The 21,310-nt window shown below is 72.6% G+C and carries 20 protein-coding genes; 9 read left to right on the forward strand and 11 right to left on the reverse strand.

The window, feature by feature from the left end:
* Positions 1–21 precede the first annotated feature (21 nt).
* The 3 genes from WMF20_RS42405 to WMF20_RS42415 are packed head-to-tail and all read right to left on the reverse strand — an operon-like array spanning position 22 to position 3,717.
* On the reverse strand, positions 22–1,215 hold the full coding sequence (locus WMF20_RS42405; RefSeq protein WP_165374473.1) for a hypothetical protein: 1,194 nt from the start codon (positions 1,213–1,215) through the stop codon (positions 22–24).
* Entirely contained in the window at positions 1,212–1,940 is a 729-nt protein-coding gene (locus WMF20_RS42410) for a hypothetical protein (RefSeq protein WP_437617218.1), read from the reverse strand. The genes WMF20_RS42405 and WMF20_RS42410 overlap by 4 nt, the downstream gene beginning before the upstream one ends.
* On the reverse strand, positions 1,843–3,717 hold the full coding sequence (locus tag WMF20_RS42415) for a hypothetical protein (protein WP_437607380.1): 1,875 nt from the start codon (positions 3,715–3,717) through the stop codon (positions 1,843–1,845). Before WMF20_RS42415 ends, WMF20_RS42410 begins: the two co-directional genes overlap by 98 nt.
* A gap of 291 nt (positions 3,718–4,008) precedes the next feature.
* Between WMF20_RS42415 and WMF20_RS42420 the strand changes: the two genes are divergently transcribed.
* Positions 4,009–4,794 carry a hypothetical protein gene (locus WMF20_RS42420; RefSeq protein ID WP_129579576.1) on the forward strand — a complete coding sequence of 262 codons (786 nt, stop codon included), beginning with the start codon at positions 4,009–4,011 and terminating at the stop codon, positions 4,792–4,794.
* A 361-nt stretch (positions 4,795–5,155) separates the two neighbouring features.
* On the opposite strand, the gene WMF20_RS42425 is transcribed toward WMF20_RS42420, so the two are convergent.
* The 4 genes from WMF20_RS42425 to WMF20_RS42440 form a co-directional block, all read right to left on the reverse strand.
* Positions 5,156–6,322 carry a trypsin-like peptidase domain-containing protein gene (locus WMF20_RS42425; RefSeq protein WP_437607382.1) on the reverse strand — a complete coding sequence of 389 codons (1,167 nt, stop codon included), beginning with the start codon at positions 6,320–6,322 and terminating at the stop codon, positions 5,156–5,158.
* A complete protein-coding gene (locus WMF20_RS42430) occupies positions 6,319–8,181 on the reverse strand; it encodes a hypothetical protein (protein WP_437607384.1) in 1,863 nt (620 codons plus the stop codon). The genes WMF20_RS42425 and WMF20_RS42430 overlap by 4 nt, the downstream gene beginning before the upstream one ends.
* Positions 8,182–8,230: 49 nt before the next feature.
* Complete coding sequence (gene nuoH, locus WMF20_RS42435) at positions 8,231–10,207, reverse strand: NADH-quinone oxidoreductase subunit NuoH (RefSeq protein WP_437607385.1); 1,977 nt, start codon at positions 10,205–10,207, stop codon at positions 8,231–8,233.
* A gap of 100 nt (positions 10,208–10,307) precedes the next feature.
* On the reverse strand, positions 10,308–11,108 hold the full coding sequence (locus WMF20_RS42440) for an ABC transporter ATP-binding protein (RefSeq protein ID WP_437607387.1): 801 nt from the start codon (positions 11,106–11,108) through the stop codon (positions 10,308–10,310).
* Positions 11,109–11,194: 86 nt separating this feature from the next.
* Between WMF20_RS42440 and WMF20_RS42445 the strand changes: the two genes are divergently transcribed.
* The 6 genes from WMF20_RS42445 (at position 11,195) to folK (ending at position 15,744) form a co-directional block, all read left to right on the forward strand.
* The gene (locus tag WMF20_RS42445; protein WP_129579581.1) at positions 11,195–11,938 is read left to right on the forward strand and encodes a polyhydroxyalkanoate synthesis regulator DNA-binding domain-containing protein; all 744 of its coding nucleotides are present in this window, start codon (positions 11,195–11,197) and stop codon (positions 11,936–11,938) included.
* An 85-nt stretch (positions 11,939–12,023) separates the two neighbouring features.
* Complete coding sequence (locus tag WMF20_RS42450) at positions 12,024–12,659, forward strand: sigma-70 family RNA polymerase sigma factor (protein ID WP_165374699.1); 636 nt, start codon at positions 12,024–12,026, stop codon at positions 12,657–12,659.
* Positions 12,656–13,546, forward strand: a complete 891-nt coding sequence (locus WMF20_RS42455) for an anti-sigma factor family protein (protein WP_437607390.1) — start codon at positions 12,656–12,658, stop codon at positions 13,544–13,546. The genes WMF20_RS42450 and WMF20_RS42455 overlap by 4 nt, the downstream gene beginning before the upstream one ends.
* A 63-nt stretch (positions 13,547–13,609) precedes the next feature.
* Positions 13,610–14,572: a glutathione synthase gene (gene gshB / locus WMF20_RS42460; RefSeq protein ID WP_129579584.1), complete on the forward strand. Its 963-nt coding sequence runs from the start codon at positions 13,610–13,612 to the stop codon at positions 14,570–14,572.
* Positions 14,573–14,789: 217 nt separating this feature from the next.
* The gene (locus WMF20_RS42465) at positions 14,790–15,155 is read left to right on the forward strand and encodes a hypothetical protein (protein WP_437607392.1); all 366 of its coding nucleotides are present in this window, start codon (positions 14,790–14,792) and stop codon (positions 15,153–15,155) included.
* Between the two features lie 91 nt (positions 15,156–15,246).
* Positions 15,247–15,744, forward strand: coding sequence for a 2-amino-4-hydroxy-6-hydroxymethyldihydropteridine diphosphokinase (folK, locus tag WMF20_RS42470; protein ID WP_437607394.1), 498 nt, complete (start codon positions 15,247–15,249; stop codon positions 15,742–15,744).
* A gap of 34 nt (positions 15,745–15,778) precedes the next feature.
* Here folK and WMF20_RS42475 read toward each other — a convergent pair whose 3' ends face one another.
* From WMF20_RS42475 to WMF20_RS42485, 3 genes are read right to left on the reverse strand one after another with little or no spacing between them, the layout of a single operon-like run.
* Entirely contained in the window at positions 15,779–16,369 is a 591-nt protein-coding gene (locus WMF20_RS42475) for a hypothetical protein (RefSeq protein ID WP_437607396.1), read from the reverse strand.
* Between the two features lie 4 nt (positions 16,370–16,373).
* Positions 16,374–17,150: a 3'-5' exonuclease gene (locus WMF20_RS42480; protein WP_437607398.1), complete on the reverse strand. Its 777-nt coding sequence runs from the start codon at positions 17,148–17,150 to the stop codon at positions 16,374–16,376.
* Positions 17,147–18,232, reverse strand: a complete 1,086-nt coding sequence (locus WMF20_RS42485; RefSeq protein ID WP_272826862.1) for a DsbA family protein — start codon at positions 18,230–18,232, stop codon at positions 17,147–17,149. The genes WMF20_RS42480 and WMF20_RS42485 overlap by 4 nt, the downstream gene beginning before the upstream one ends.
* Before the next feature lie 59 nt (positions 18,233–18,291).
* Between WMF20_RS42485 and WMF20_RS42490 the strand changes: the two genes are divergently transcribed.
* Positions 18,292–19,089, forward strand: a complete 798-nt coding sequence (locus tag WMF20_RS42490; RefSeq protein ID WP_437607399.1) for a response regulator transcription factor — start codon at positions 18,292–18,294, stop codon at positions 19,087–19,089.
* A gap of 39 nt (positions 19,090–19,128) precedes the next feature.
* On the opposite strand, the gene WMF20_RS42495 is transcribed toward WMF20_RS42490, so the two are convergent.
* Positions 19,129–20,499, reverse strand: a complete 1,371-nt coding sequence (locus WMF20_RS42495) for an OmpP1/FadL family transporter (protein ID WP_437607400.1) — start codon at positions 20,497–20,499, stop codon at positions 19,129–19,131.
* A gap of 327 nt (positions 20,500–20,826) precedes the next feature.
* Here WMF20_RS42495 and WMF20_RS42500 point away from each other — a divergent pair, with 327 nt between their 5' ends.
* The gene (locus tag WMF20_RS42500; RefSeq protein WP_437607401.1) at positions 20,827–21,309 is read left to right on the forward strand and encodes a hypothetical protein; all 483 of its coding nucleotides are present in this window, start codon (positions 20,827–20,829) and stop codon (positions 21,307–21,309) included.
* Position 21,310 lies beyond the last annotated feature (1 nt).

Raw genomic sequence — 21,310 nt, forward strand, 5'->3', positions numbered from 1 at the left:
TCTCCATGGCGAGGATGTCCCTTAGTTGTCCATGAGGCCGAGCGCAGTGAGCGCGTCGGCCCAGAGCGGCCAGAGCGAGCAGTACGGGTGGGTCGCTAGCATCACGCCGCCGTTCGGCAGGCGGCGCACGAGAAACGGGGGGTGCCTTTTCAGGAAAAGGCGGTGACGGTATGTGGACAGGTCGACCGACCAGACCGGCGGACCCTCACCACCGGCTTCGGTGAGCTTTCGTGTCCGGTCCAAGATCTCATCCGCGCGCGGCGCGGCTGCGCGCCATGCCTCGTCGGGCGCTGCCGAGGCTTCGAGCGCATCGAGCAGCGCGGAGGGCGATGCGGCCAGCGCCTTGAGGACGGTCTCGCGGGAGAGCGAGCGCGTCCACGGTTTGCCCCTTTTCAGCGCGACGTGCGTCTCGCGTTGGGCGATGGTGATACGCGGCCCGCGCTCCGCGATGCTGACACGCGCCCCGCGCGGCGCGGCGTCGACGCGCGTATGGAGCAGCGGCAGCGGAATGCCCGCGATGCGCGTCACGCTGTCCTTGTCGTGGAGGTGCACCCACGACACGGCGAGATCGCGCGCGATCTCTCGCGCGTCCGCGTTGTACGTCGCGCACGTGGCGACCGGCGCGTTCCAGTCCCATGCGTTCGTGCACCCGCCGGTCCGGACGCGCCCGCTCGCGTCCGGCGCGCAGAGACAGAGCAGGAACGCCTCGAGGTCGACCTGCATCACGCGCCACAACACCGCGACCTCGGCCTCCAACGAGCGCGGGCCCCTGTCCCAGGCGAGATCGAGGCCCAAGCGGAAAAAGTCCTTGCCGCGTTGCGGGTACATCTCGAGGGGGCCTCGCGGCTCGTGGAACCCCATCAGAGAGTAATGGCGGCGACGGTGGTAGGCTTCGGTGAAACACCGAAGACCCACATGGATACCGGGGACGTACTCCAAATAATCCGGGCCGCGCTCGTTCGGAAAAGCGAAACGTTGGGAGGCCGGGAGCGTCGCGCCGAAATCGACAGACGCCTCGCCACCGCACGTGAAGTGGGCGCGGACCGTGGCCAGGGCTTCGTCCCTGGAGTCCGTCTTGCGTTTCACGTCGCACTCCGCCATATGCACCTCCATAGGCCAATCTGGCCGCGCGAGCGCCGATAGCGTCGCCTCGAGCGCGTCGATCCGCGATGCCTCGTTGCACCAGGCGTAGAAGCGGGGGCCCGGAGTGGTCATAGCCGAATCACCCGGATGGGTATGTTGAAGCCGTTCAGGGTCGCCCTCTTGCCCTTCTGCGTGTCGAAGAGGTAGGTGTCCTTCGCGATGTATTGTTTGCCGTCGAATTTTCCGCCCCGCTCCATGATGAGCTGGGCTTCTTCGACATCTCCCACAAGGCCCTTCGTCCGTAGCCCCTCCATCCCGCTCGACAACTGCTCGATCACCTTGTCCCCTGGGACGTTGCGGCCCATTTTCACCTCGCTCAGGATGAGCTTGTTCTGCGCGGACACCGTCAGGAAGTCGGGCGCCTTGAGGTTGGCGCGCATCTTGTCTGATAACTCACGCCAGAGCACTACGCGCACGCCGTCGTCGCCCACCCCGAGGAGCGCCCGTCCTTCACGGGAGAGGAACTTCGCCGCCGTCTTCTCGAACGGTTCGAGCGTCTTCTCCGTCACCGCGCCCTTCAGAAGTCCCTTGTACCATCCGATGCTGCGGAGCTTGAGCCCCTGGATGATGACCTCGTCGACCTCCGCGATCTCCCCGGCGACCCGGATCGCATCCGGCGTGACGGCGGTGCCCTTCGCCCCGCGCCAGAACGGTCCGGCGGCGGCCGCCAGCACCCCCAGCCCCGAGAAGATCCGCTCCTCATCGCTCAACTCTCGCCCGGCCGGCAGGCACCACTCCTTGCCCGTCACGGCCTCGCACAGGTCGAGCGTCGGCCCGACCACCGGCACGAACCCCACCCCGATGCGCGTCGTCGCGTGGACGAGCGTCTGCATCATCCCCGCGTATGCCTCGACGCCCTCGCTGACCGTCGACATCGCCCCCGCGAAGGCGCTGATCGTCTGGTAGAGCTGCGTCTGCTCCAGGTCGAGCGCGTCGCCGGTCCACAGGTTCAGGCTGTCCTTGAGCTGGTCGGCCAGCGCGTCGAACCGCGGCTTGAGCACCGTGTCCACCAGCGCGCGCAGGTCCGCCGGCACGGGCGTGTCCACGAACCAGTCCGACGCATCCATGTACCGCCGCACGACCCGTCCCCTCCGCGCCGCGCACGGCGGCGTCATACGCGATCGCGGCGGCCTTCACGTCGCCCGCGTCCAGCCTCGCCTGCGCGGCGTCGAGCACGGCCGCGGCCATCCCTTTCTCCCGCAGCGCCGCCAGGCCCGCCGCGATCTTCCGCGGCAGGCCCGTCCTGAGCTCCGCCTCCGCGGCGTCGAACCGCCCTCGAAGCGCGGCGCACCCGGTCTCGCGCCACGACGCCCCTGCCGCCTCGCAGAGCGGCCGCATCTGCACGAGCGCCACGAGTTCCCCGCACCGCTCGGCCAAGAGCGGCAGCCCGAGCTTCTCGCTCACCGGCGGCGCCGCCGACAGCGCCTCCACCCACCCGCGTGCCCCCTCGCCGAACACCTCCGACGCCCTCTCTATCCGCGACCGCGCGATCCCCTCGCGCGCCCCTTCGTCCCTCTCCAGCACACCGAGCGCCTGCCGGCGCAGCGCGATGCCGCCGATCAGCGCCGTCGCCGTCGCGTCGCTCCGGGCCACCCGCCGCTGCGCGTAGCCCAGCATGGCGCTCAGCGAGCGCAGCGCCCCCGAGGTCATGTCCGGCACGACCGCGCCGTGCGTCGCGAGCACCTCCTTGTGCGGCGTGATCGCCTCCTCGAACGACACCGCGAGCGCCTGGAGCTCCGCCGACAGCGTCATGATCTCCTCGGCCAGCTCGTTCGGCGCCCGGCTCGCCTCGCGCGCCGCCGCGAGCACTGCCTGCTCCGCGCCGTCGAGGCCGTCGATGCTCGACCGCGACGCCTGCTCCGAGAGCGCCGCGTACGCCGCCGTCTCCGCCGCCTCGGTCGCGCGGTACACGGCGAACCGCGCCGCGACACCCGCGTACCGGGATCGCAGCGGCGCGGCGTCGCTCCGGGCCTGCTCGAAGATCGCCTGCACGACCGCCATCGCCTGCTTGTCGGCCGCGAGCGCGGCCACGAGCGGCTCCTCCTCGGCGCTCGCCTTGTCGGTCATGGCCTGCCGGAAGTTGTCGGCCGCGCGGACCGGCTCCTCCTCCAAGATCGCCTCCTGGCGCAGCCTGGAATTTAAGAGCAGCCCGAGGAGCCTGCCGTGCAGGGTCGCCCGGAGCGACTCGGCGTTCTTCTCCTCGTCGCGCACGTAGGACACCGCCCGATCGATGTTATCGAACCAGGCCCGGAGCTCCGCCTCGTTCGCGGCGAGCTCGTCGGACATCACGCCGTTCGGCCCGAACGCCCACATCTGGATCGGCAGCTCGCCGTCCTCCTCGGCCTTGCTCCACGCGCTGCCCGGGCCCTCGCTCGCGTCCACGCAATGCTCGACGATGCTGGTGTTCGATTGCGCGCAGAACCGGCCGGGCGCGTGCTCCTCGCGCCCCCACAAGCACCCTGACCCCGCCGCGCCGAGCGCCACGGCGGCCACGGCCGCCAGGAGGATCGCCTTCGCCTCGCGTTCCTTCTCATGCTCATTGCCTCCACCCCGCAATTTTTCTCGCCCGCGCAAGCTCGCCCGCCCATTCTCCGGCGGCAAGCGTCGTGGCCGGAGCGGTTAGGACATTGCTCCGCCGAGGAGCGCGCCGAGGCGCGCTCCAAGCTCCGTCCGTCTTCAGCGCACAAACCATCGCTCCCGGAGGGTTCGAGGGCCCCGCCGTGAGAGCAAGAATCCGGCGGCCGGAAGAGCAAGAATCCAGCGGCCGGAGCTCAAGAATCCTCTTCTCATCTCCGAAACTACCATTGTAGCTTCCGTTCTCATTGCCGCCGTCCGGATCTCCCGGCCGGCAGGGAGGAAATTTCTATGGAGTATTCGGATGCGGTCCTCGAGATCACGCCGGAGCGCGCGACAAAGCTCCTGATGGGGATAGGCGCCGTCGCCGCGATTCGCACGTTGATGGCCGGGGCGGGGATGACCGATGACGATATCCTGGAGGGCCGAACGCTCCTCCTCGATGTCCTCGCCGCGCCCCGCAAGGCCGGCGCGTCGGCCGATACCGACGATGCCAGGGCGCAGCGCGCCGCGACGGGGGAGCTCGATCAGTGGGACGAGCCCAATTACGCCCGTTATGGCGCCGCGCTCCGCCGGCGTTTCCCCGACGTGCACGATTACGTGTTCAAGGATCTCGCGCCCTCCACCGGCGCCGCCTCCGTCCGGGGAGTGGCCACCTTCCTCGCGCGGCTCGACGTCCTCGAGAATGGCACCGATCCGGGCCGCGCCGGATCGAAGCAGAGCGACAAGAAGGCCGTCGCATTCCTCGCCACCCGCGGCCTCGACAAGGCCGAGCGCAAGCGCCTCAAGGGCCTCGTCGACGTGGCGCTCGGCCCGACATCGCCTCTGCCCGAGCAAACCGAGCTCCCGGAGGCCGCGCGCCGGCGCGAGGCGCTCGTCAAGCTGCGCGGCTGGTTCGACGAGTGGTCGACCACGGCCCGCGCCGTGATCAAGAAGCGCAGCTATCTCATCCGCCTCGGCCTCGCGAGCCGCAAGGCGCCCCGTCGCAAGCCCGCGACCACGCCGGCCAAGCCCGCCGCCATCCCACCCACGCCGGCAGCGTCGGACGAAGAGACCGGCGACGCCGACATCGAGTAACACATCTCACAAATCAGAGCTTTCGGAGCGCGCCGGATGCTTCCCGCGCACGCCCGAGACCTTCGCGCGCGCTCCGGAAGCTTCGCGCGCGCTCCGGAAGCCTTCCCGCGCGCTCCGGAGCACGAAGTTTCGCGCACTTAGCGGCGTCCGCCGCGTCCCCGGTGCCGTCCGGCGCTCGCCGGGCGGTGAATTTCTCGGGAAATTCGACCCTCCGCCCCGCGCGGGAAGCTTCCGGAGCGCGCGCGAAGCTTTCCGGACCGCACGCGAAGCTTTCCGGACCGCGCGGGAAACCCTCCGCCCCGCGCGGGAAGCCTCCATGCCGGCGCCGAGCCCCTTCGCGAGCTTCCCGAAATCCCTCAGGTCAGCGCCCCGCCGACTCGAACCTTGGCGCCGCCTCGAACGTCTCCGCGAGCGTCCGCCGGTACTCGTCCGCGATCTGCACCAGCCCGTCGATGAGCAGCGCCGCCTCGTGGTCCGCGAGCCCCTCCAGCGTCGCCACGCACGACACCGCCACCTCGTCCCCCGTGATCGACACGCGGAACTCCCCCGTCGTCTGGTCGTTCATCGTGAGCAAGAACCGGTAGAACGGCTCGTGGTTCGCCGCCGGCACGCCCACCACCGGCGCGCGCAGCGAAAGCAGGCGCCCCGCCTCGTCGATCTCGATGTCCACCTGCGTCGCCGTCTCCGCCGCCGGAAACGGCCGCTGCGCGATGCGCCACGCCCGCGGGCCGACCCGCGCCCGGTTCGCGACGATCCCGAGCGACGACAGGCCCTGCCGGATCATCCGCTCGACGCCCGCGCGCGCCGGCGACGGCGCGAACGCGTGCGGCAAGAGCCGCCCGCAGCCCAGGCATCGATCGCTCTCGATGTCGAACGGCTCCTCGCACGCCGGACAGCGGTACACCGGCGCCCGATCCCGGAGCTCGCCGAGCGGCCGATCCACGAGCGCGAGCAGCGGCTGGAACGCGCCCGCCGGGAGCACCGCGCTGTGGCCCGGCAGCTCCCCCAGGGTGCCGGGCAGCGCCGCGACCACCCCGATCGCGCGCCCCTCCGGATCGAGCACCGGCGCGCCGAGCGGCGCCGTCACGTCGAGCTCGAACGCAGGCAGCTGCCCGTCGATCTTGCGCGCCACGTGGCTGACCCGCGCGACCGCGAGCCGCAGGCTCTGCCCCGGCAGGCAGCTCAGCACCGCGGCGCGCTCGCCGAGCCGCGGCTCCGCCGGCGCGCGCACCGCGAGCGCCGCGACGCCCGGCGGCTCGGCCGGCGCGACGAGCGCCACGTCCCGGCCCACGTCGGCCGCGACCACGCGCCCCGCCATGCTCCGCCCGTCCTCGAACGTCAGCGCGACCTCCGTCGGGTAGCCGAGCCCGCGCCGGCTCGTCACCACCACGCCGTTGCCGAGCGCCACCCAGCCGGTCGTGACCAGCGCGCCGGCGCGGATCGCCACCACCGAGCGGCGCGCGCGGGCGACGCGCTCGTGGAGCAGGGCCAGATCGCCGTCGCCGTGCGCCGCGAGCTGCGACGTCATTGGGCGACGATCCTCGAGAGCGCCGTCATCAGCAGATCGATCGTGCCCGGCTTGGCGCCGTCGCGCTGCGCGTACGCGACGATGTCGCGCAGCCGCTGCTCCGTCTTGACCGGCAGCTTCGTGCGCACGAGCAGCTCCGACAGCGCGCCGATCGCGAGGAAGTGGCGGAGCACCGGATCGGCCGGCGCGCGCTCGATCTCGCGCAGGTAACGGCCGAGGTGCTCGCGCGCGAGCGCCGCCGTGGTGAGCGGATCGATGTGGAGCGGCTTCTCCTCGGGCACCTGCCCGCGCAGCGTCACGAGGCGCTCCATCGCGAGGAACGCCGGCTCGGCGACCCCCGCGGCGTTGCCGCGGCGCGCGCCGCCCTCGGCCTGGGCGAGCTCGCGGGTCGCCGCCGCCGTGCAGCGGTAGAGGTGCGCCACCGCGTCGGGCATCGCCTCGCCGTGCTCGTAGATCGCGCGGAACACGGTGCACCGGATGAGGAGCACCATGACGCCAGGCCGCTCCTGGAAGCTGAGCGCCGCGCCGAGCACCTGCGCGTCCCGGAGCAGCTGGCAGAACCGATCGGCCGGCGTGTTCGCCGACTCGGAGCGCGCCGCGCCGTTCTGGCGCGACGGCGGATCGATCTCGACCTCCGGCAGCGCGGGCGGGCGCACCGACACCGGCGTCGACACCGGCGTCGCCGCCACCGCGGCCATGCCGGAGGAGGTCGAGCGACGGAAGGGCACGGTGCGCGCGCTGCGGCGATCGCTGGCCTGCGCCGGCGTGTCCGCGGCCGGCGCGGGCTCGCCCGACAGCGGCGTCGCGGTCGCCGCGCCCGCCGCGGCCGGCTTCGCCGCGGAGGCCTCGGGCCCCGGCATCGCCATGCTGCTGATCGCCTTGGACGCGGCGCCGCCGTCGTGGGCCGGCGGCAGGATGCCGGCCTTGGGCGCGGGCGCACCGCCGTTTCTCGCTGACGTGCCGCCCGACGTGACGCCCGACGCGGCGCCCATCGACACCGGCAGCGTCGCGGACGCGAGCGAGGGGGACAGGATGTCGGGGATCGCGTCCGCGTCGCGGATCGGGCGCGCGACCGACTCGGGCAGGCGCGGCAGCGGGGGCGCCGCCCACGCCGAGAGCTCCTCGGCCGGCATCCGCACCGCCGAGACCGGCGTCGGCGGCCCGGCGACCCGCACCGACGGCGCGCCCTGCGCGCGGCCGGGCGCCGGCGGGATGGAGAAGCTCTTGAGCGGCCGGGCGCGGCCGGCCGACGCCCAGGTCAGGCTCGCCCGCTGCTCCTCCGAGAACGGCGGCCGCGCGTCGAACCACGCGCCGAGCGTCGCCGCGAGCCGCTGCGCCGCCTCGCCGCTGTCGCGCAGCGCCCGGCGCAGCGCCTCCGGCGCGAAGGCGGCGACCCGGCCGACGCGGCGGAGCAGCAACAGATCGTCCCGCAGGCAGAGACGGAACGGCTCGGCGCCGCCCGAGAGCTCCAGCGCCGCCCGCAAGAGCGGCACCCGCTGCCGCTCGGCGACGCGCACGACCGGCACGTCGATCGACATCCGCTCGTTCGCCGCGTCGAGCGCGACGAAGAGCGTCACCGCCCCGAGCGGAACGAGCCACCCCACGCCGTCCTGCAGCGGGGTCGACTGGACGGTCGTCCCGGCCTCGGCCGAGGCGCAGTGGGCCACGAAGCGCACCGGGTCCCGCGTGCGCCACGCGTCGATCGAGCTGCCGTCCCAGTCGCCGTCCGCGGGCGGCGGCTTGCGCGAGAGCGAGAGCGCCGGCGCGCGGTCGACCCCGCACGCCTCGCAGCGCGGCCCGCGCAGCGGGAAACCGCACGCCGCGCAGAAGTCGGAGGCCGGGCTCGACGGGACCGCCACGCCGACAGCATACCTCAGCGCAAGGCCGAGGTGGCACCGGGGTTTGCTCTCACAGGAACGGATTCAGGTGGAGCGCAACCTTGGCCTCCCGCAGGTTGTGCTGGACCCTGCGGATGAAGTGAACGAGCAGGTAGGCCCAGACGGAGAACGTGACGACGCTGATGACGAGCTGGACCGTCTTGCTGACGCCGATCACCATCCAGAGCGCCGTCAGGAGGAACGCCGCGAACGAGAGCGGGACGAACCACTTCCAGCAGAGGTTCATCATCTGGTCGATCCGGACGCGCGGCAGCGTCCAGCGGATCCAGATGACCACGAAGACGAGCGCCCAGCTCTTCAGCAGGAACAGGAAGACGCCGAGGAGCTGGAGGCCGAAGCTCGACTCCTGCTGGGCCGGCGAGACGCCGGGGATCTGCCATCCGCCGAGGAAGAGCGCGCTCGCGATGCCGCACATCACGAAGACGTTCGCCCACTCGGCGAAGAAGAAGAAGAGGTACCGCATCCCCGAGTACTCGGTCGAGTAGCCGGCGACGAGCTCGCTCTCCGCCTCGGGCAGGTCGAACGGCGCGCGGTTGCCCTCCGCGAGCGCGGTCGTGAAGTAGAGGAAGAACAGCGCGAACGTGATCGGGTTGCGGAAGACGAACCAGTGCCAGGGCCAGCCGCCCACGTCGAGCAGCGAGGGCCCGGCGCCGCCCTGCGCGGCGATGATGTCCTGGAGCCGCAGCGAGCCGGTCATCATCACGATGCACACGATCGCGACCGCGCCGGGGATCTCGTAGCTGATGATCTGCGCCGCCGAGCGGATGCCGCCGAGGAGCGACCACTTGTTGTTCGACGCCCAGCCGCCGGTCATCAGGCCGATCGTGACGAGCGACGTCACGGCGATGACGAAGAGGATGCCGATGTCGAGGTCGGCCGCGATGAGGTACTGGCCGAACGGCATGACCACGAACGTGGCCGACACGCCGACGAAGACGAGGTAGGGCGCGAGCCGGAAGAGCGCGCGGTCGCTCTCGGCCGGGATGACGTCCTCCTTGAGGATCGACTTGATCCCGTCGGCGATCCACACGAGGAAGCCCTGCGGCCCGGCGCGGTTCGGCCCGATGCGCGACTGCATGCGCGCCGAGACGCGGCGCTCGACCCAGGTGATGATCCCCGCGGTCGGCGCCATGAAGAGCAGGATGATCGCGGCGGCGATGCCGAGGATGATCCCGGCGCCGAGGAGATCGGTCGGGGCGCTCGCGTGGAACCCCTCGGTCGAGAGCTTGACCTCGGACGGCGTCCCGCCCCGCCGGATCCCGACCGGCGACAGCCGCTCGTGGCCGCTCGGGATCACGTCGCCCTTCGAGAGGACCTTCACGCCCTCGAAGCTCGTGATGACGTCGCCGGCGAGGATCTGCGCGCGGCTCGCGGGGCTCCCGTCGCGCACGGAGGTCACGACGAGCCCGCCGGCGGGCGGCGAGTCGGCCGCGACCTCGACGCCGAAGAACGCGAGCGCGCGCGCCCCCTCCTTCTCGCGCGCCTCGATGACGGCGCGGCGCGGGGTCGGCGGGATGAAGTCGATCGTGACGCCCCGCACCGTGCCGGACACGGGGAGCGCGCCGTGCGCGGTCGCGGGGACCTCGACGGTCACGTCCCCGTGGAAGGTCGTGTGCACCGCGTCGTCGCCGCGGCCGGCGAAGCGCGCCTGCATCCCCTCGGAGAAGACGAGCGACACCTTGTTGCTGCTGATCTGCGCGCCGTCGATCTCGATGCTCTGGCCGGTGAGCGGCGCCTGGCCGGGGCGCCGCAGCGTCCCGCGGAACGTGACGACCGCCTCCCTCGCCTGCGCGGTGGGCAGGTTGGTCCCGAGGATCTCGATGCGGTCGCCGAGGTCGACCTCGCGCGGCACGACGTCGACGACGCTGAGGAGCTCGGGCGCCGTCCTGCTCTCGGCGCAGCCGGCCCCGCCGAGGAGGGCCAGGAGGGCCAGGAGGCACGGCAGGAAGCCGAGAGAGAGAGCTCTCCAGGGTGGAGATCCGCGCATGGCGCCGCTTATAAACCGCGCCGCGCGGGCGGTCGAGATTGCGGAGATCGGCGCGCCGGCCCGCGCCGCGCTGCCTCGCCCCGGCGCTCCCCTACCCTGGTCACCCTGGCCGCGCGCCCCGGACGGGGAGGAAGTACCGGCTGCCGTCGAGCTCGTTCACCCCGACGTAGAGCTCCGCCTCGAACACGTCCTTGAGCCGGCGGTAGGTCATCACCTCCTCGATGGTGCCCTGCGCGACAAGCCGCCCGGCCTTGAGGAGCGCGACGCGGTCGGCGTACTGGGCGGCCGCGTTGAGGTCGTGCAGCACCGCGACGCAGGCGAGGCGCCGCTCGGCCACCTCGCGGCGCACGACCTCGTGGACCTCGATCGAGTGGCGGATGTCGAGGTGGGCCCCGGGCTCGTCGAGGATCAGCACCTGCGCCTCCTGCGCGAGCGCCCGGGCGATGGCGACCCGCTTCTGCTCGCCGCCGGAGAGCTCGGCCACCGGCCGCCCCGAGAGATCGAGGAGATCGCAGGCCTCGATGGCGCGGGCGACCGCCTCCTCGTCCCGGCGGGAGGCGCGCATCCAGGCGCCCTGGTGGGGCGCGCGGCCCATCATGACGACCTCCCGAACCGAGAACCCGGGCGCCGAGGCGATCCCCTGCGGCACGACCGCCACGCACCGCGCGATCGCCCGTCGGTCCATGCCGCCGAGCGGCCTCCCCAGCAGGGTCGCCCCGCCCCGCGCCGGCCGCAGGGCCCCGGAGAGGACCCGGACCAGCGTCGATTTGCCGGCGCCGTTCGGCCCGAGGACGGCGCAGAGCTCGCCCGCGCGCACCTCCAGGCTGATCCCCTCCAGCGCCAGCCTCCCTGTGGGATAGCTGGCCGCCACGCCTCGCAGCTCGATCGCCGGCTCCTGCACGTCGCCCAATTTATGAGTGATATCGAGTCATCTTCCCTTGCGCGAGCGATCTGTCGGTGGTCCAATCGACTCGAGGCGTAGAGGAGATGGAAACGGCGAAGGAGACCCTGGGAGGCGGCGAGGTACCGCGTCGCGTTATTAAGCGCTACTCCAATCGGAAGCTCTACGACACGAAGGACAGTCGTTACGTCACCCTGCAGCAGATCGGGGAGATGGTCCGGGCTGGCGAAGAGGTCCAGATCATCGACAACGCGACCAAGGAGGACAAGACCGAGGTCACGCTGGCGCTGATCATCTCGGAAGATCTCAAATCGCAGCCGCGCTCGGTACCGCTCGGCACGCTGCGGGATCTGATCCAGGAGCGCGGCGAGCGGCTGCTCTCGCAGCTGCGCGAGGGGCCGATCGGCCGGCTCATCCCCGGCGCGGTCCCCGGCGAGGGCGGGGTGGCGGCGCCCGGCGCGGCGCCGGCCCCCGCGCAGGAGCCGGCGGCGTCCGCGTCGCCGGGGTCGCAGCCGCCCCCGCCGCTCGACGCCGACAAGTCGAGCCACGCGAAGGGGCGCCTGAGCGGGATCGTCGAGAGCTCGAAGCAGACGCTCGATCAGTGGCAGCAGGCCGTCGACGAGCGCATCCGGGCCATCCTCCCGGGGCTCGGGCTGGTCCGCGATCTTCAGGCCGATGTCAAGCGCCTCTCGCAGCGCATTGACGAGCTGGAGGCGAAGCTCCAGGAACGCGAGGGTGAACGGGCCGAGGACGCCGCTCCTCCTCAAGCCGGCTCTGCCGCGGACGAACCCGCGGGCGAGGGTCCGGGGGGAGAGAGCCGGCTGGAATAGCCCTGGCCGCTCCCCTGTTCCCCCCGTCGAGCCCATGCCGTTCTTCTTCAGCAAGAAACCTGCGTCCGTAGCGCAGGACCTTTCGTTGGCCAGCTGCGAGGGGGGCCGCGCCGACGCCTTCGAGATCGAGCTGCTCGGTCATCTGGACACGCTGTACGGCGTGAGCTGCCGGATGACCAAGAGCTCGACCGAGGCGGAGGACCTGGTCCAGGACACCATCGTCAAGGCGATGCGCGCCCGGGATCAGTTCGAGCCCGGCACCAACCTCAAGGCCTGGCTGCTGCGGATCCTCACGAACACGTTCATCAACCGGTACCGCCGGGGGGGCCTCGAGCGGGGCATCTTCGACGGGCCGGACGCCGAGCCGCTCACCGACGCGTGGGTCGGGGCGACGACGATGCGTGCGATGCGCGATCCGGAGACCCAGGCGCTCACGCCGCTCGTCGAGGCGGAGGTGCAGCGCGCCCTGGACGAGCTGCCCGAGGAGTTCCGCCTGGCGGTGGTGCTGTCGGACATCGAGGAGCTCTCCTACAAGGAGATCGCCGAGGCGATGGGGTGCCCGATCGGCACGGTGATGTCGCGGCTGCACCGCGGCCGCAAGCTCCTCCAGAAGACGCTGCGCGAGCACGCGGTGCTGATGGGCATCGTCAGCGACGACGCGGCGAAGGACGCGCCCGCCGACCTGGACGCGTACCGCAAGCGAAAGCGGGGTGTCGCATGAGCGCCGCGAAGTCGATCGAGAGCTGCGCGCGGTTCGACTACGCGCTGTCGGCCTACGTCGACGGCGAGCTGGATCCGGACCACGCGGTCGACCTCGAGTCCCACCTCGTCCAGTGCCCGCCGTGCTTCGAGCAGGTGAAGATGCTGCGCTCGCTGCGGGCGAGCCTGAAGCGGGCGAAGCCGGCGGCGTGCCCGGACGCGCTGCGGGCGCGCGTCGCCGCGGCGATGGCGCACGAGCAGGCGCTCGGCGCGGCGCGCGCGGCGGCGCAGTCGGCCGACGCGAGGCCGCGGCTCATGCGCAAGGGGTACGCCGTCGCGCTCGCCGCGGCCGCGGGCGTCGCGTTCATGGTGGGCGTGACGCGGGAGCGGGCCGCCGCCCCGGCGAACACGGCCAGGGCCGACGCGAAGGCGGACGCCGAGCTCGCGCGCGCCGAGAGCGTCGAGATCCTGCTCGACGATCTGGTCACGCAGCACGCGCAGCCGCTCCCGCCGGAGACGACCAACCCGGAGGACCTGCCGCGCTTCGATCCGTTCGTCGGCGTGCCGGTCCGCAGGCCGGAGTTCCAGTCGATGCCCGTCCAGTCGATGCCCGTGAACTTCATGGGCGCCCGCGTGCACACGATGCGCGATCGGCGCGCCGCGCTGCTCCAGTACATCGTGAAGGGCAACCACCGGGTGACGGTCTACCTCTTCAACTCGCGCGCGGTCCCGGTGCAGAAGGCGCAGCCGATCCTGAAGCCGCGCGTCGTGCGCGAGCGCCCCGTGTACGTGGGCAAGATCAACGGCTACTCGGTCGCCGCCGCCGAGCACAGCGGCGTCGGCTACGCGCTCGCCTCGGATCTCGGCGACGACCTCAGCACGCAGCTCGTCCTCGCCGCGATGCAGTGATCCGCCCGCGCCCGCGCGAGCGGGCGCCCCCTCCCCTCCATCCCCTACCCCGCGAGAGACCGCATGCGCTTCGTCTTCGTCATGGATCCGCTGACCCGCGTGACGCACGACAAGGACACGTCGTTCGCCTTCATCCGCGCGGCGCAGGCGCGCGGCCACGAGAGCTACCACTGCCTGCCGCGCGACCTCTCGGTCGAGGGCGGCGAGGCGCACGCCTCGGCGACCCCGGTGCTCATCGGCGACGCGCCGCCGTACATCTCGCTGGATCTCGCCGGGGGCCCGCGGCGGCTCCGGCTCGCGGACGTCGACGCGATCTTCATCCGCAAGGACCCGCCGTTCGACCGCAGCTACCTCTACGCGACGCTGCTCCTGGAGCGCGCGCGGCGCTGCCCGCTCATCGTGAACGACCCGCGCGGGCTGCGCGACGCCAACGAGAAGCTCTACGCGCTGAACTTCCCCGAGTGGACGCCGAAGACGCTGGTCACGGCCGACCGCGAGCAGATCCACGCGTTCGTGCGCGCGCTCGGCGGCCAGGCCGTGATCAAGCCGCTCGACGGCGCGGGCGGCCTCGGCGTGCTGCAGATCAGCGAGCGCGACAAGAACGCGCGCGCCATCGCGGACATGATGACGAACGAGGGGCAGCGCCTCGCGATGGTGCAGGAGTACCTGCCCGCCGTCGTCCAGGGCGACAAGCGCGTCCTCCTGCTCGACGGCGAGCCGCTCGGCGCGATCCTCCGGGTGCCGCGCGACGACGATCACCGCTCGAACATCCACGTCGGCGGGCGCGTCGTGTCGACGGAGCTCTCGCCGCGCGAGCTCGAGCTCGTGCGCGCGGTCGCGCCGCGCTTGCGCGCCGACGGCCTCCACTTCGTCGGCCTCGACGTCATCGGCGAGCGCCTGACCGAGGTCAACGTCACGAGCCCGACCGGCATCCAGGAGCTCGGGCGCTTCACCGGCACCGATCCCGCGGACCGGGTGATCGCCTGGGCCGAGGACCGGGTGCGCGGCCGAGCGGCACGCGCGTGATCCGCGCCGCGCGCGGGATCCGCCACACGGGCGGATCGTGGTCCTCGCGCGGGCTCCGCCGCACGGGCGGATCGTAGTGGTCGCGCGGGCTCCGCCGCACGGGCGGATCGTAGTGGTCGCGCGGGATCCGCCGCACGGGCGGATCCCGACCTGCGCCCGGGATCCGCGGTACGCCGGGAAGTTGGCCCGGAGGCCCCGGTTCTGCGAAGGCTCCCCCATGGGCGAGTCATTCGAGCGATGTGCCGTATGCGAGGACGGCGAGCTGGTCGAGCGGGAGGGCGGTGCGCCCGGGGATCCTCGCGCGAGGACGAGGATGGCGCGCGTGGTCATCCAGGGGCGCTCGCTGAGCCTGTGCCGGACGCACGCGGCGACCGTCGCCGCCGCCATGCCGGAGACGTTCGAGGAGATGCGCGAGCTCTTCGTGGGGCTCCAGCGCGGCGCGCAGCCGACGTCGCGCGACGTGGCCGTCGAGCGGCGCTCTCCCATCCCGCGCCGGAACCCCGAGGATCGGCGCGTGTTCCCGCCGCGCCCGGAGGGCCGACGGCTCGGCGGCGGGCGCCGCGCGACCGACCCGGCGGAGTGACCGCGCACGGCGCGCGCCGATCCGGGGCGCTGCGACCGCCGGCCGCGCGCCGCGCAGCGAACCGCCGCGCGCGGCGTGGTAGGGTCTCGCCATGACATCCCGCAGGCGCGTCGTGATCGGGCTGGGGTCGAACCTCGGCGATCGCCTCGCCACCCTCCGCGCCGCGATCGACGCGCTCGCCGCGGATCCCGAGATCGAGGTGGTCGGCGAGTCGTCGCGCTACGAGTCGCCGCCCGCGGGCGGCCCGCCGCAGAGCGACTACGTGAACGCCGCGGCGCTCCTCGCGACGTCGCTGCCCGCGCGCCAGATCCTCGAGCGCACGCTCGCCGTGGAGCGCTCGCTCGGGCGGACGCGCCCCGATCCGGTGCGGTGGGGGCCGCGCACGATCGATCTGGATCTGCTCTGGATCGAGGGCGAGATGGTCGCCGAGCCGGATCTCGTGGTGCCGCACCCGCGGCTCTGCGGGCGCGTCTTCGCGCTGAGGCCGCTGCTCGACGTCGCCCCCGACGCGCGCGACCCGCGCACCGCCGTCGCGTACGCGTCGCTCCCCGAGGCGAGCGCGCCCATTCGCCGGCTCGATCCGAGCTGAACGGCGCGGCGGCGCGCGTCGCAGCAGCGCGCGCTCAGATCGAGGGCGGCGCTCCGGCGCGGGCGCGGAGGCCGGCGAGGCCCCCGGCGTACGACGCCGCGGCGCCGATCGCGACCATCACGACGAGCAGCAGCGCCCACCCCAGCGCGCCCGCCGGCGCGCCCTCGGCGAGCGCGAGCGCCCACGCGAGCGCCGCGACCACGGCCCCGCTCGCGGCCGCCTCGCGCCGCCCGGCGCGACCGCCGAACCGCCCCACGAGATAGCCGCCGGCGGCGCCGGCGAGCGCGAACGCGATCGCGTTGAGGCCCACCATCGCGAGCCGCACCGACCCCTGCGCCTCGCCGTCTCCCGTCCGCTCGATCATCCGGCGCAGCAGCGTGTTCGCGAGCCCCGCGAGCGGCAGCCACACAATGAAGATCGCCACCGTGCCGAGCGCGATCCAGTGCCACGGCGGGCGCTCTTCGCCCTCGCCGTCGCCGCTGCCCTGCAGCACCGGGAGCCTGCGCTTCTCCGGCGAGCCCGCCGCGCCGCGGGGAGGCGCCGCGCCGGGCGCGCTCGGCGTCGCGGGCCCCGCCGGCGCGCCGCTGCCGATGACCGGGAGGCGCCGCTTCGGCCCGTCGACCATGGCGTCAGCTGGGCTTCGAGGTCGGAGGCGCCGCGGGGGCCGGAGCCTTCCGCCAGAGCCGCCGCGCTTCGTCCTGCAGGCGGACCAGCCGCCGCTGCTCCTGGATCAGGCCGCCGTAGGCGCGGGGCACCCGCGGATCCTTCGCGAACGCGTACAGGACCTGCAGCGCCGCCTCGGCGTCGTCCGTCGCGCGGTGCGCCTTGTCCAGCGTGATCCCGAGCCGAGCGGCCATGTCGCCGAGGGCGCGGCTCTCCTCGTTCTTGTAGAGCTCGCGGGCGAACGTGAGCGGGTCGATCCAGTCGACCTCCCGCCGCATGGCGGGCGGCGGCTCGCGCGGGCGCATGCCCACGCGCTCGAGCTCGGCGAGCAGGAACGAGCGGTCGAAGGAGGCGTTGTACGCCGCGGGGATCGCCCCCTTGAAGCAGGCGAGGATCTCCTCCGCGACCTCGGCGAACGACGGCTTGCCCTCGACGTCCGCGTCCTTGATCCCGTGGATCGCGGTGCTCTCCGCCGGGATCGGCCGCCCGGGATGGATGAGCCAGTTGTAACGCGTCAGGATCTCCCCGGCGCGGCCGATGACGATGCCGAGCTCGATGATGCGATCCCCCGCGGGATCGCGCCCCGTCGTCTCGACGTCGATGAAGGCGATGGGCTGGTCGATCCAGGCGCTGCCCGCGTCGATCTCGACCGCGACGCCGACGGCGCGCACCTTGAGGAGGTGCGCGATCCCAGGGTAGTGCCGGCCCGTCGGGAAGCAGCCGCACGGGTCGGCGACCTTCAAGGCTTCCTCGGCTGAGCGGGCTGGGCAGGACCGGCAGAGGCCGCGGGGCGCGCCGCGCTGCCGCCGGCGGCGGGCGTCGCGCTGGCCGCAGGGGTCGCGCTGGCGGCGGGCGTCGTGCTGCCGGCGGGGGCCGCGCCGGGCGCGCTCGCCTCGGCGCCGGCCGGCTTCGGCGGCGCTGGCCGCGGCGTCTTGCCGAGGAGCTCCAGATCGAGCGTCACCCAGCCCTCGAGATCCTCGCCCGGGTTCGTGAGGAGCTGCAGGTTGACCTCGCGGCCGTTGATGTAGATGAGGGGCGTCCCCTCGAGCCCGACCTCCTCGGCCTGCTTCTTGTCCTTGTCGATGCGCGACTTCGTCTCGGTCGAGACGAAGTCGGCGCGGAACTTCACCAGGTCGAGCTTGAGCCGCTGCGCGTAGCGCTCGATGTCGGCCTGCTCCAGCTTGTCCTGGTTCTCGAAGAGCAGGTGGTGCATCTCCCAGAACTTGCCCTGGTTCATCGCGGCGATCGCCGCGCGCGCGGCGGGCTCGCCGTGGACGTGCGCCTGGAGCGGATAGAACTTGAAGACCAACCGCACCTGCCCGTCGAAGCGGTTCACGAGGCCCTCGAGCAGCGGCGACATGAGCCGGCAGAACGGGCACTCGAAGTCGGCCCACTCGACGATCGTGACCGGCGCGTCGGGCGGCCCCATCTCGGGCGAGCCCTCGGTGGCGAGCGTCTTCACCTTGTTCGCGTCGAAGCGCATGCGGAACGCGTCCTCGCGCTCCTTCTTCGACCGGCCGTCCTTGACCTGCTTGAGCAGGAGCTGCGCGGCGGGGAGGCACGCCTTGCAGGGGCGCTGCTCCTTCACGCACTGCGCGATGCTCACGGGCGTGTCCGGGCAGGGGGAGAGGAGCTCCGAGACCTGGGCGCCCCACTCTCGACGCTCGCGGGGCGTGAGCGAGGAGGTGTCCACGCCTGGAAGCGAGACGGACACCTCCGGAGCCGGGGCGGGTTTGGGCTCGCTCGAGCCCGAGTTGCCAGGACAGCCCGTGACGCCGATCGAGAGCAACGCGAGGAGCGGCGGCATCCAGCGCAGGAATGACATCGCGGCGCGAGCTTAGTCGGACCCTTTGCGAGATGCTAGCGCGGGTGTAGCGTCAGGACGTGCGGAGCGTCCTCTATCGCTTCCCGGATCTGCAACAGTTCGCGCGAATCGTGGGCGATCCGGAGGAGGGTGACCTCGAGCTCGGGCTGCCCGCGGGGGAGGTCGTCGCGGATGGCGAGTGGGTGCTCGCCGTCTTCGAGCTGGGCGAAAACCGCCGCGCGACGTCGGCCGCGGCGTGCGCTTCCGTCTCGCCCGAGGGGGCGCGGCTCACGTTCGAGCCGCGCGACTGGCGCCGCCTCGCCGACTTCGCGCGGACGGAGGCGACCCGCCCCGGCTCGATGCCCGACACCGACGCGGCGGCGCTCGCCCGCGCCGAGGGCGAGGTCCGACCCGCCGCGCCGCCCGGCGTCCAGGGCGCCGGCGCGGCGGGCCGGGCCCCCCCGCCCCCCGCGCCGCTCCGGCTGAAGGGCAAGGGCTCGCGGATCCTCGTCGTCGACGACGATCCGCAGATCCGGGAGATGCTCTCGACGATGCTCGAGGCGGTCGAGCTCGCCGTCGTCGCGGTCGCCAGCGCGGAGGAGGCGCTGGAGCGCGTCCGCAGCGCGCCCTTCCACCTCGTGGTGCTCGACTGGAACCTCCCGAGGATGAACGGCATCGAGCTCTGCCGGACGCTGCGGCAGGACCCCGGGCTCCGCGATCTGCCGGTCCTCTTCCTGACGGCGAACGCCTCGTCGCAGGACATGGTCTACGCGTTCGCCAGCGGCGCCGACGACTACATGGTCAAGCCGTTCCGCGCCCCCGAGCTGGGGGCGCGGATCTTCAGCCTGCTCCGCCGGACCCGGCGCAGCGCCCCGTGAGCGGCCTCGCCGCGGCGCCGCGCCTCGCCGCGGCGCCGCTCAGAAGGCGACATCCACGTTGAGGTTGAGCACGCCGATGTTCTGCGTGTAGAGCCCGCCCGAGTCGGGCGCCCGCGAGCTGCCCGCGAGCCCCGCGGTGATGCTCTTCCCCGTGGTGTCGCGGCCGACGTAGAAGAGGTGCGTGTACGACGCGGCGAGGTGCAGCCGCTCCGCGACCTGGAAGCGGCCCCCCACGGCGAACGAGACATCGTGGAAATCGGTGGCCGAGGGATCCAGGGTGTCGTCCGGGACAGCGTTGGAGTCGTAGCCGACGCCGCCGAAGACCTCGCTCGAGGGCCGCGGCCAGTAGCTGATGCCCGCGCGCACGCCGAAGGTGTCGCCCCAGCGGCGGACGATGTTCTGCACCACGCCGGCCGGGTCGGCGGCGGAGCCGTCGCTCCGGATCTCGCACGCCGCGCCCACCACGGTGAGGCACTGGTTCTCCATGGTGCTCCAGCGCGTCCAGTCGCCGAAGAGCCGGAGCTCGAGGCGCTCCGCCGGGGCGAAGCGGGCGCCGAGCCGCACGATGTCGGGCAGGTCCTGGTGCAGATCGACGTCGGTCGGGGCGCTCGAGACGCCGTTGAAGCGGTTGGTGAGCGTGCCCTCGAGTGTCTCTCCCCCCGTGACGTTCGGCCGCGACTGGTACGACGCGCCGATCCAGAGCTGCTTCGGCACCGCCTCGACCAGCGCGCCGACGCCGAAGCTCCCGTGCAGGCCGCTCACCTCGAGCAGCGAGCGCCCCTCCGTCGCAAGGAGGTTGTCGCCGGAGGCGTTGCGGGCGCGGACGGTGTTCACCTGGGTCCGAATCAGGTTCCCGGAGACGCCGAGGCTGAGGCCGAGCGCCGGGATCCTGGTTGCGGCGGCGAGCGTGAAGTACATCGCCTGGAGCGAGGACTCGATGGAGTGCCAGCGCTGCACCCCGTCGACCGGCCCGGCGAGCTCGCCATGGCCCTCGAAGGCGCCGTTCGTGTCCCAGGACGCCGCGCCGCCGAAGGGCACGTAAACGCCGGCGCCGAGCGCCAGGTCGCCGAGCTTGGCCGACGCGCCGAGCATCGGCGAGGCGGCCAGGTTGAGCAGGCTCGCCGCCCCCGTGTTCGCCCCCGGCGCGGTCACGTCATCGGACGGCGCCTGCGGGTGTGTATAGGAGGCCGCGCGCAGCGCCAGATTTCCGTCCAGGAACAGGTGAATCCCCTCGCTCTCGGCGATGCCAGCGGGGTTGTAGTAGATGGCGGTCGGATTGCTGGTGATCGGGTTGCCGTGCTCGCCGCCGAAGCGCGCGGTCGCGAAGCCGCCGGCGAACGCAGGCGCGGTCCAGACAAGGCCGCCGAGGAGGCCGACGGAGAGCGCGAGACGGTGGCGGAGGATGGGCATTGCCGGTGTTCTCGATTCTGAGGGGAGGAATGCGGCGCCTGCGACAGACCCTGCGTGGTAGGGTTGCGTCCCCTGAGGGTCGCGGGATGTTCGACCCGATCGAGTGAAATGTCACTCCTCGCACGGTGTCAAATGCTTTTCTCCCGCTCCATCCGGACAACGCTCGCATCCGCCGCGCTCCCCTGCCTCGCATCCGCTGCGCTCCTCCTCGGGTGCGCCGACCCGGAGGGCAGATTCGGCGACTTCGAAGCTCGCGATACAACCGTCCGTGAACACCAGGCCGGCGGCGGCGGCAGCGGCGGTACGGGCGGCGGCGGGGACGGCTGTGTGCCGGAGCCAGGCGTCGTCGACGGCGAGTTCTTCTTCAACCTCTCGGCGTACATCAGCCCGCGGACGCCCATCGTCTTCGTGGCCGACCTGACCACCGAGGCGAGCGACGGCGGCCTGAGCTTCTCGATGACCTTCCAGCCGCTCGAGTCCGCCGATCGCCGGACGCCCACCGGCCCGAAGGTCGACGTGGGCCCCTACGCGCTGTCCGAGGACGGGACGTTCACCGCGGAGCTGCCCACGATCGTCGTGCCGGGCAACGCCAACCCGATCTCGGGCAGCGAGCTCGAGGCCACCATCACGCTGTCGGGCACGCTCTGCGCGCCCGCCGACTTCGTGTGCGGCGACGTGACCGGCACCGTGGCGAGGCCGATCAGCCTGAACCTCAAGGGCTCGACCTTCGCCATGGAGCGCATCACCGATCCGAGCAGCTACCCGGCGTCCGTCATCAACTGCAAGAAGGACCCGGCGCGCCCGCTCTAGT

It is taken from the genome of Sorangium sp. So ce834, from assembly GCF_051521425.1.
Lineage (GTDB): Bacteria > Myxococcota_A > Polyangia > Polyangiales > Polyangiaceae > Sorangium > Sorangium cellulosum_D.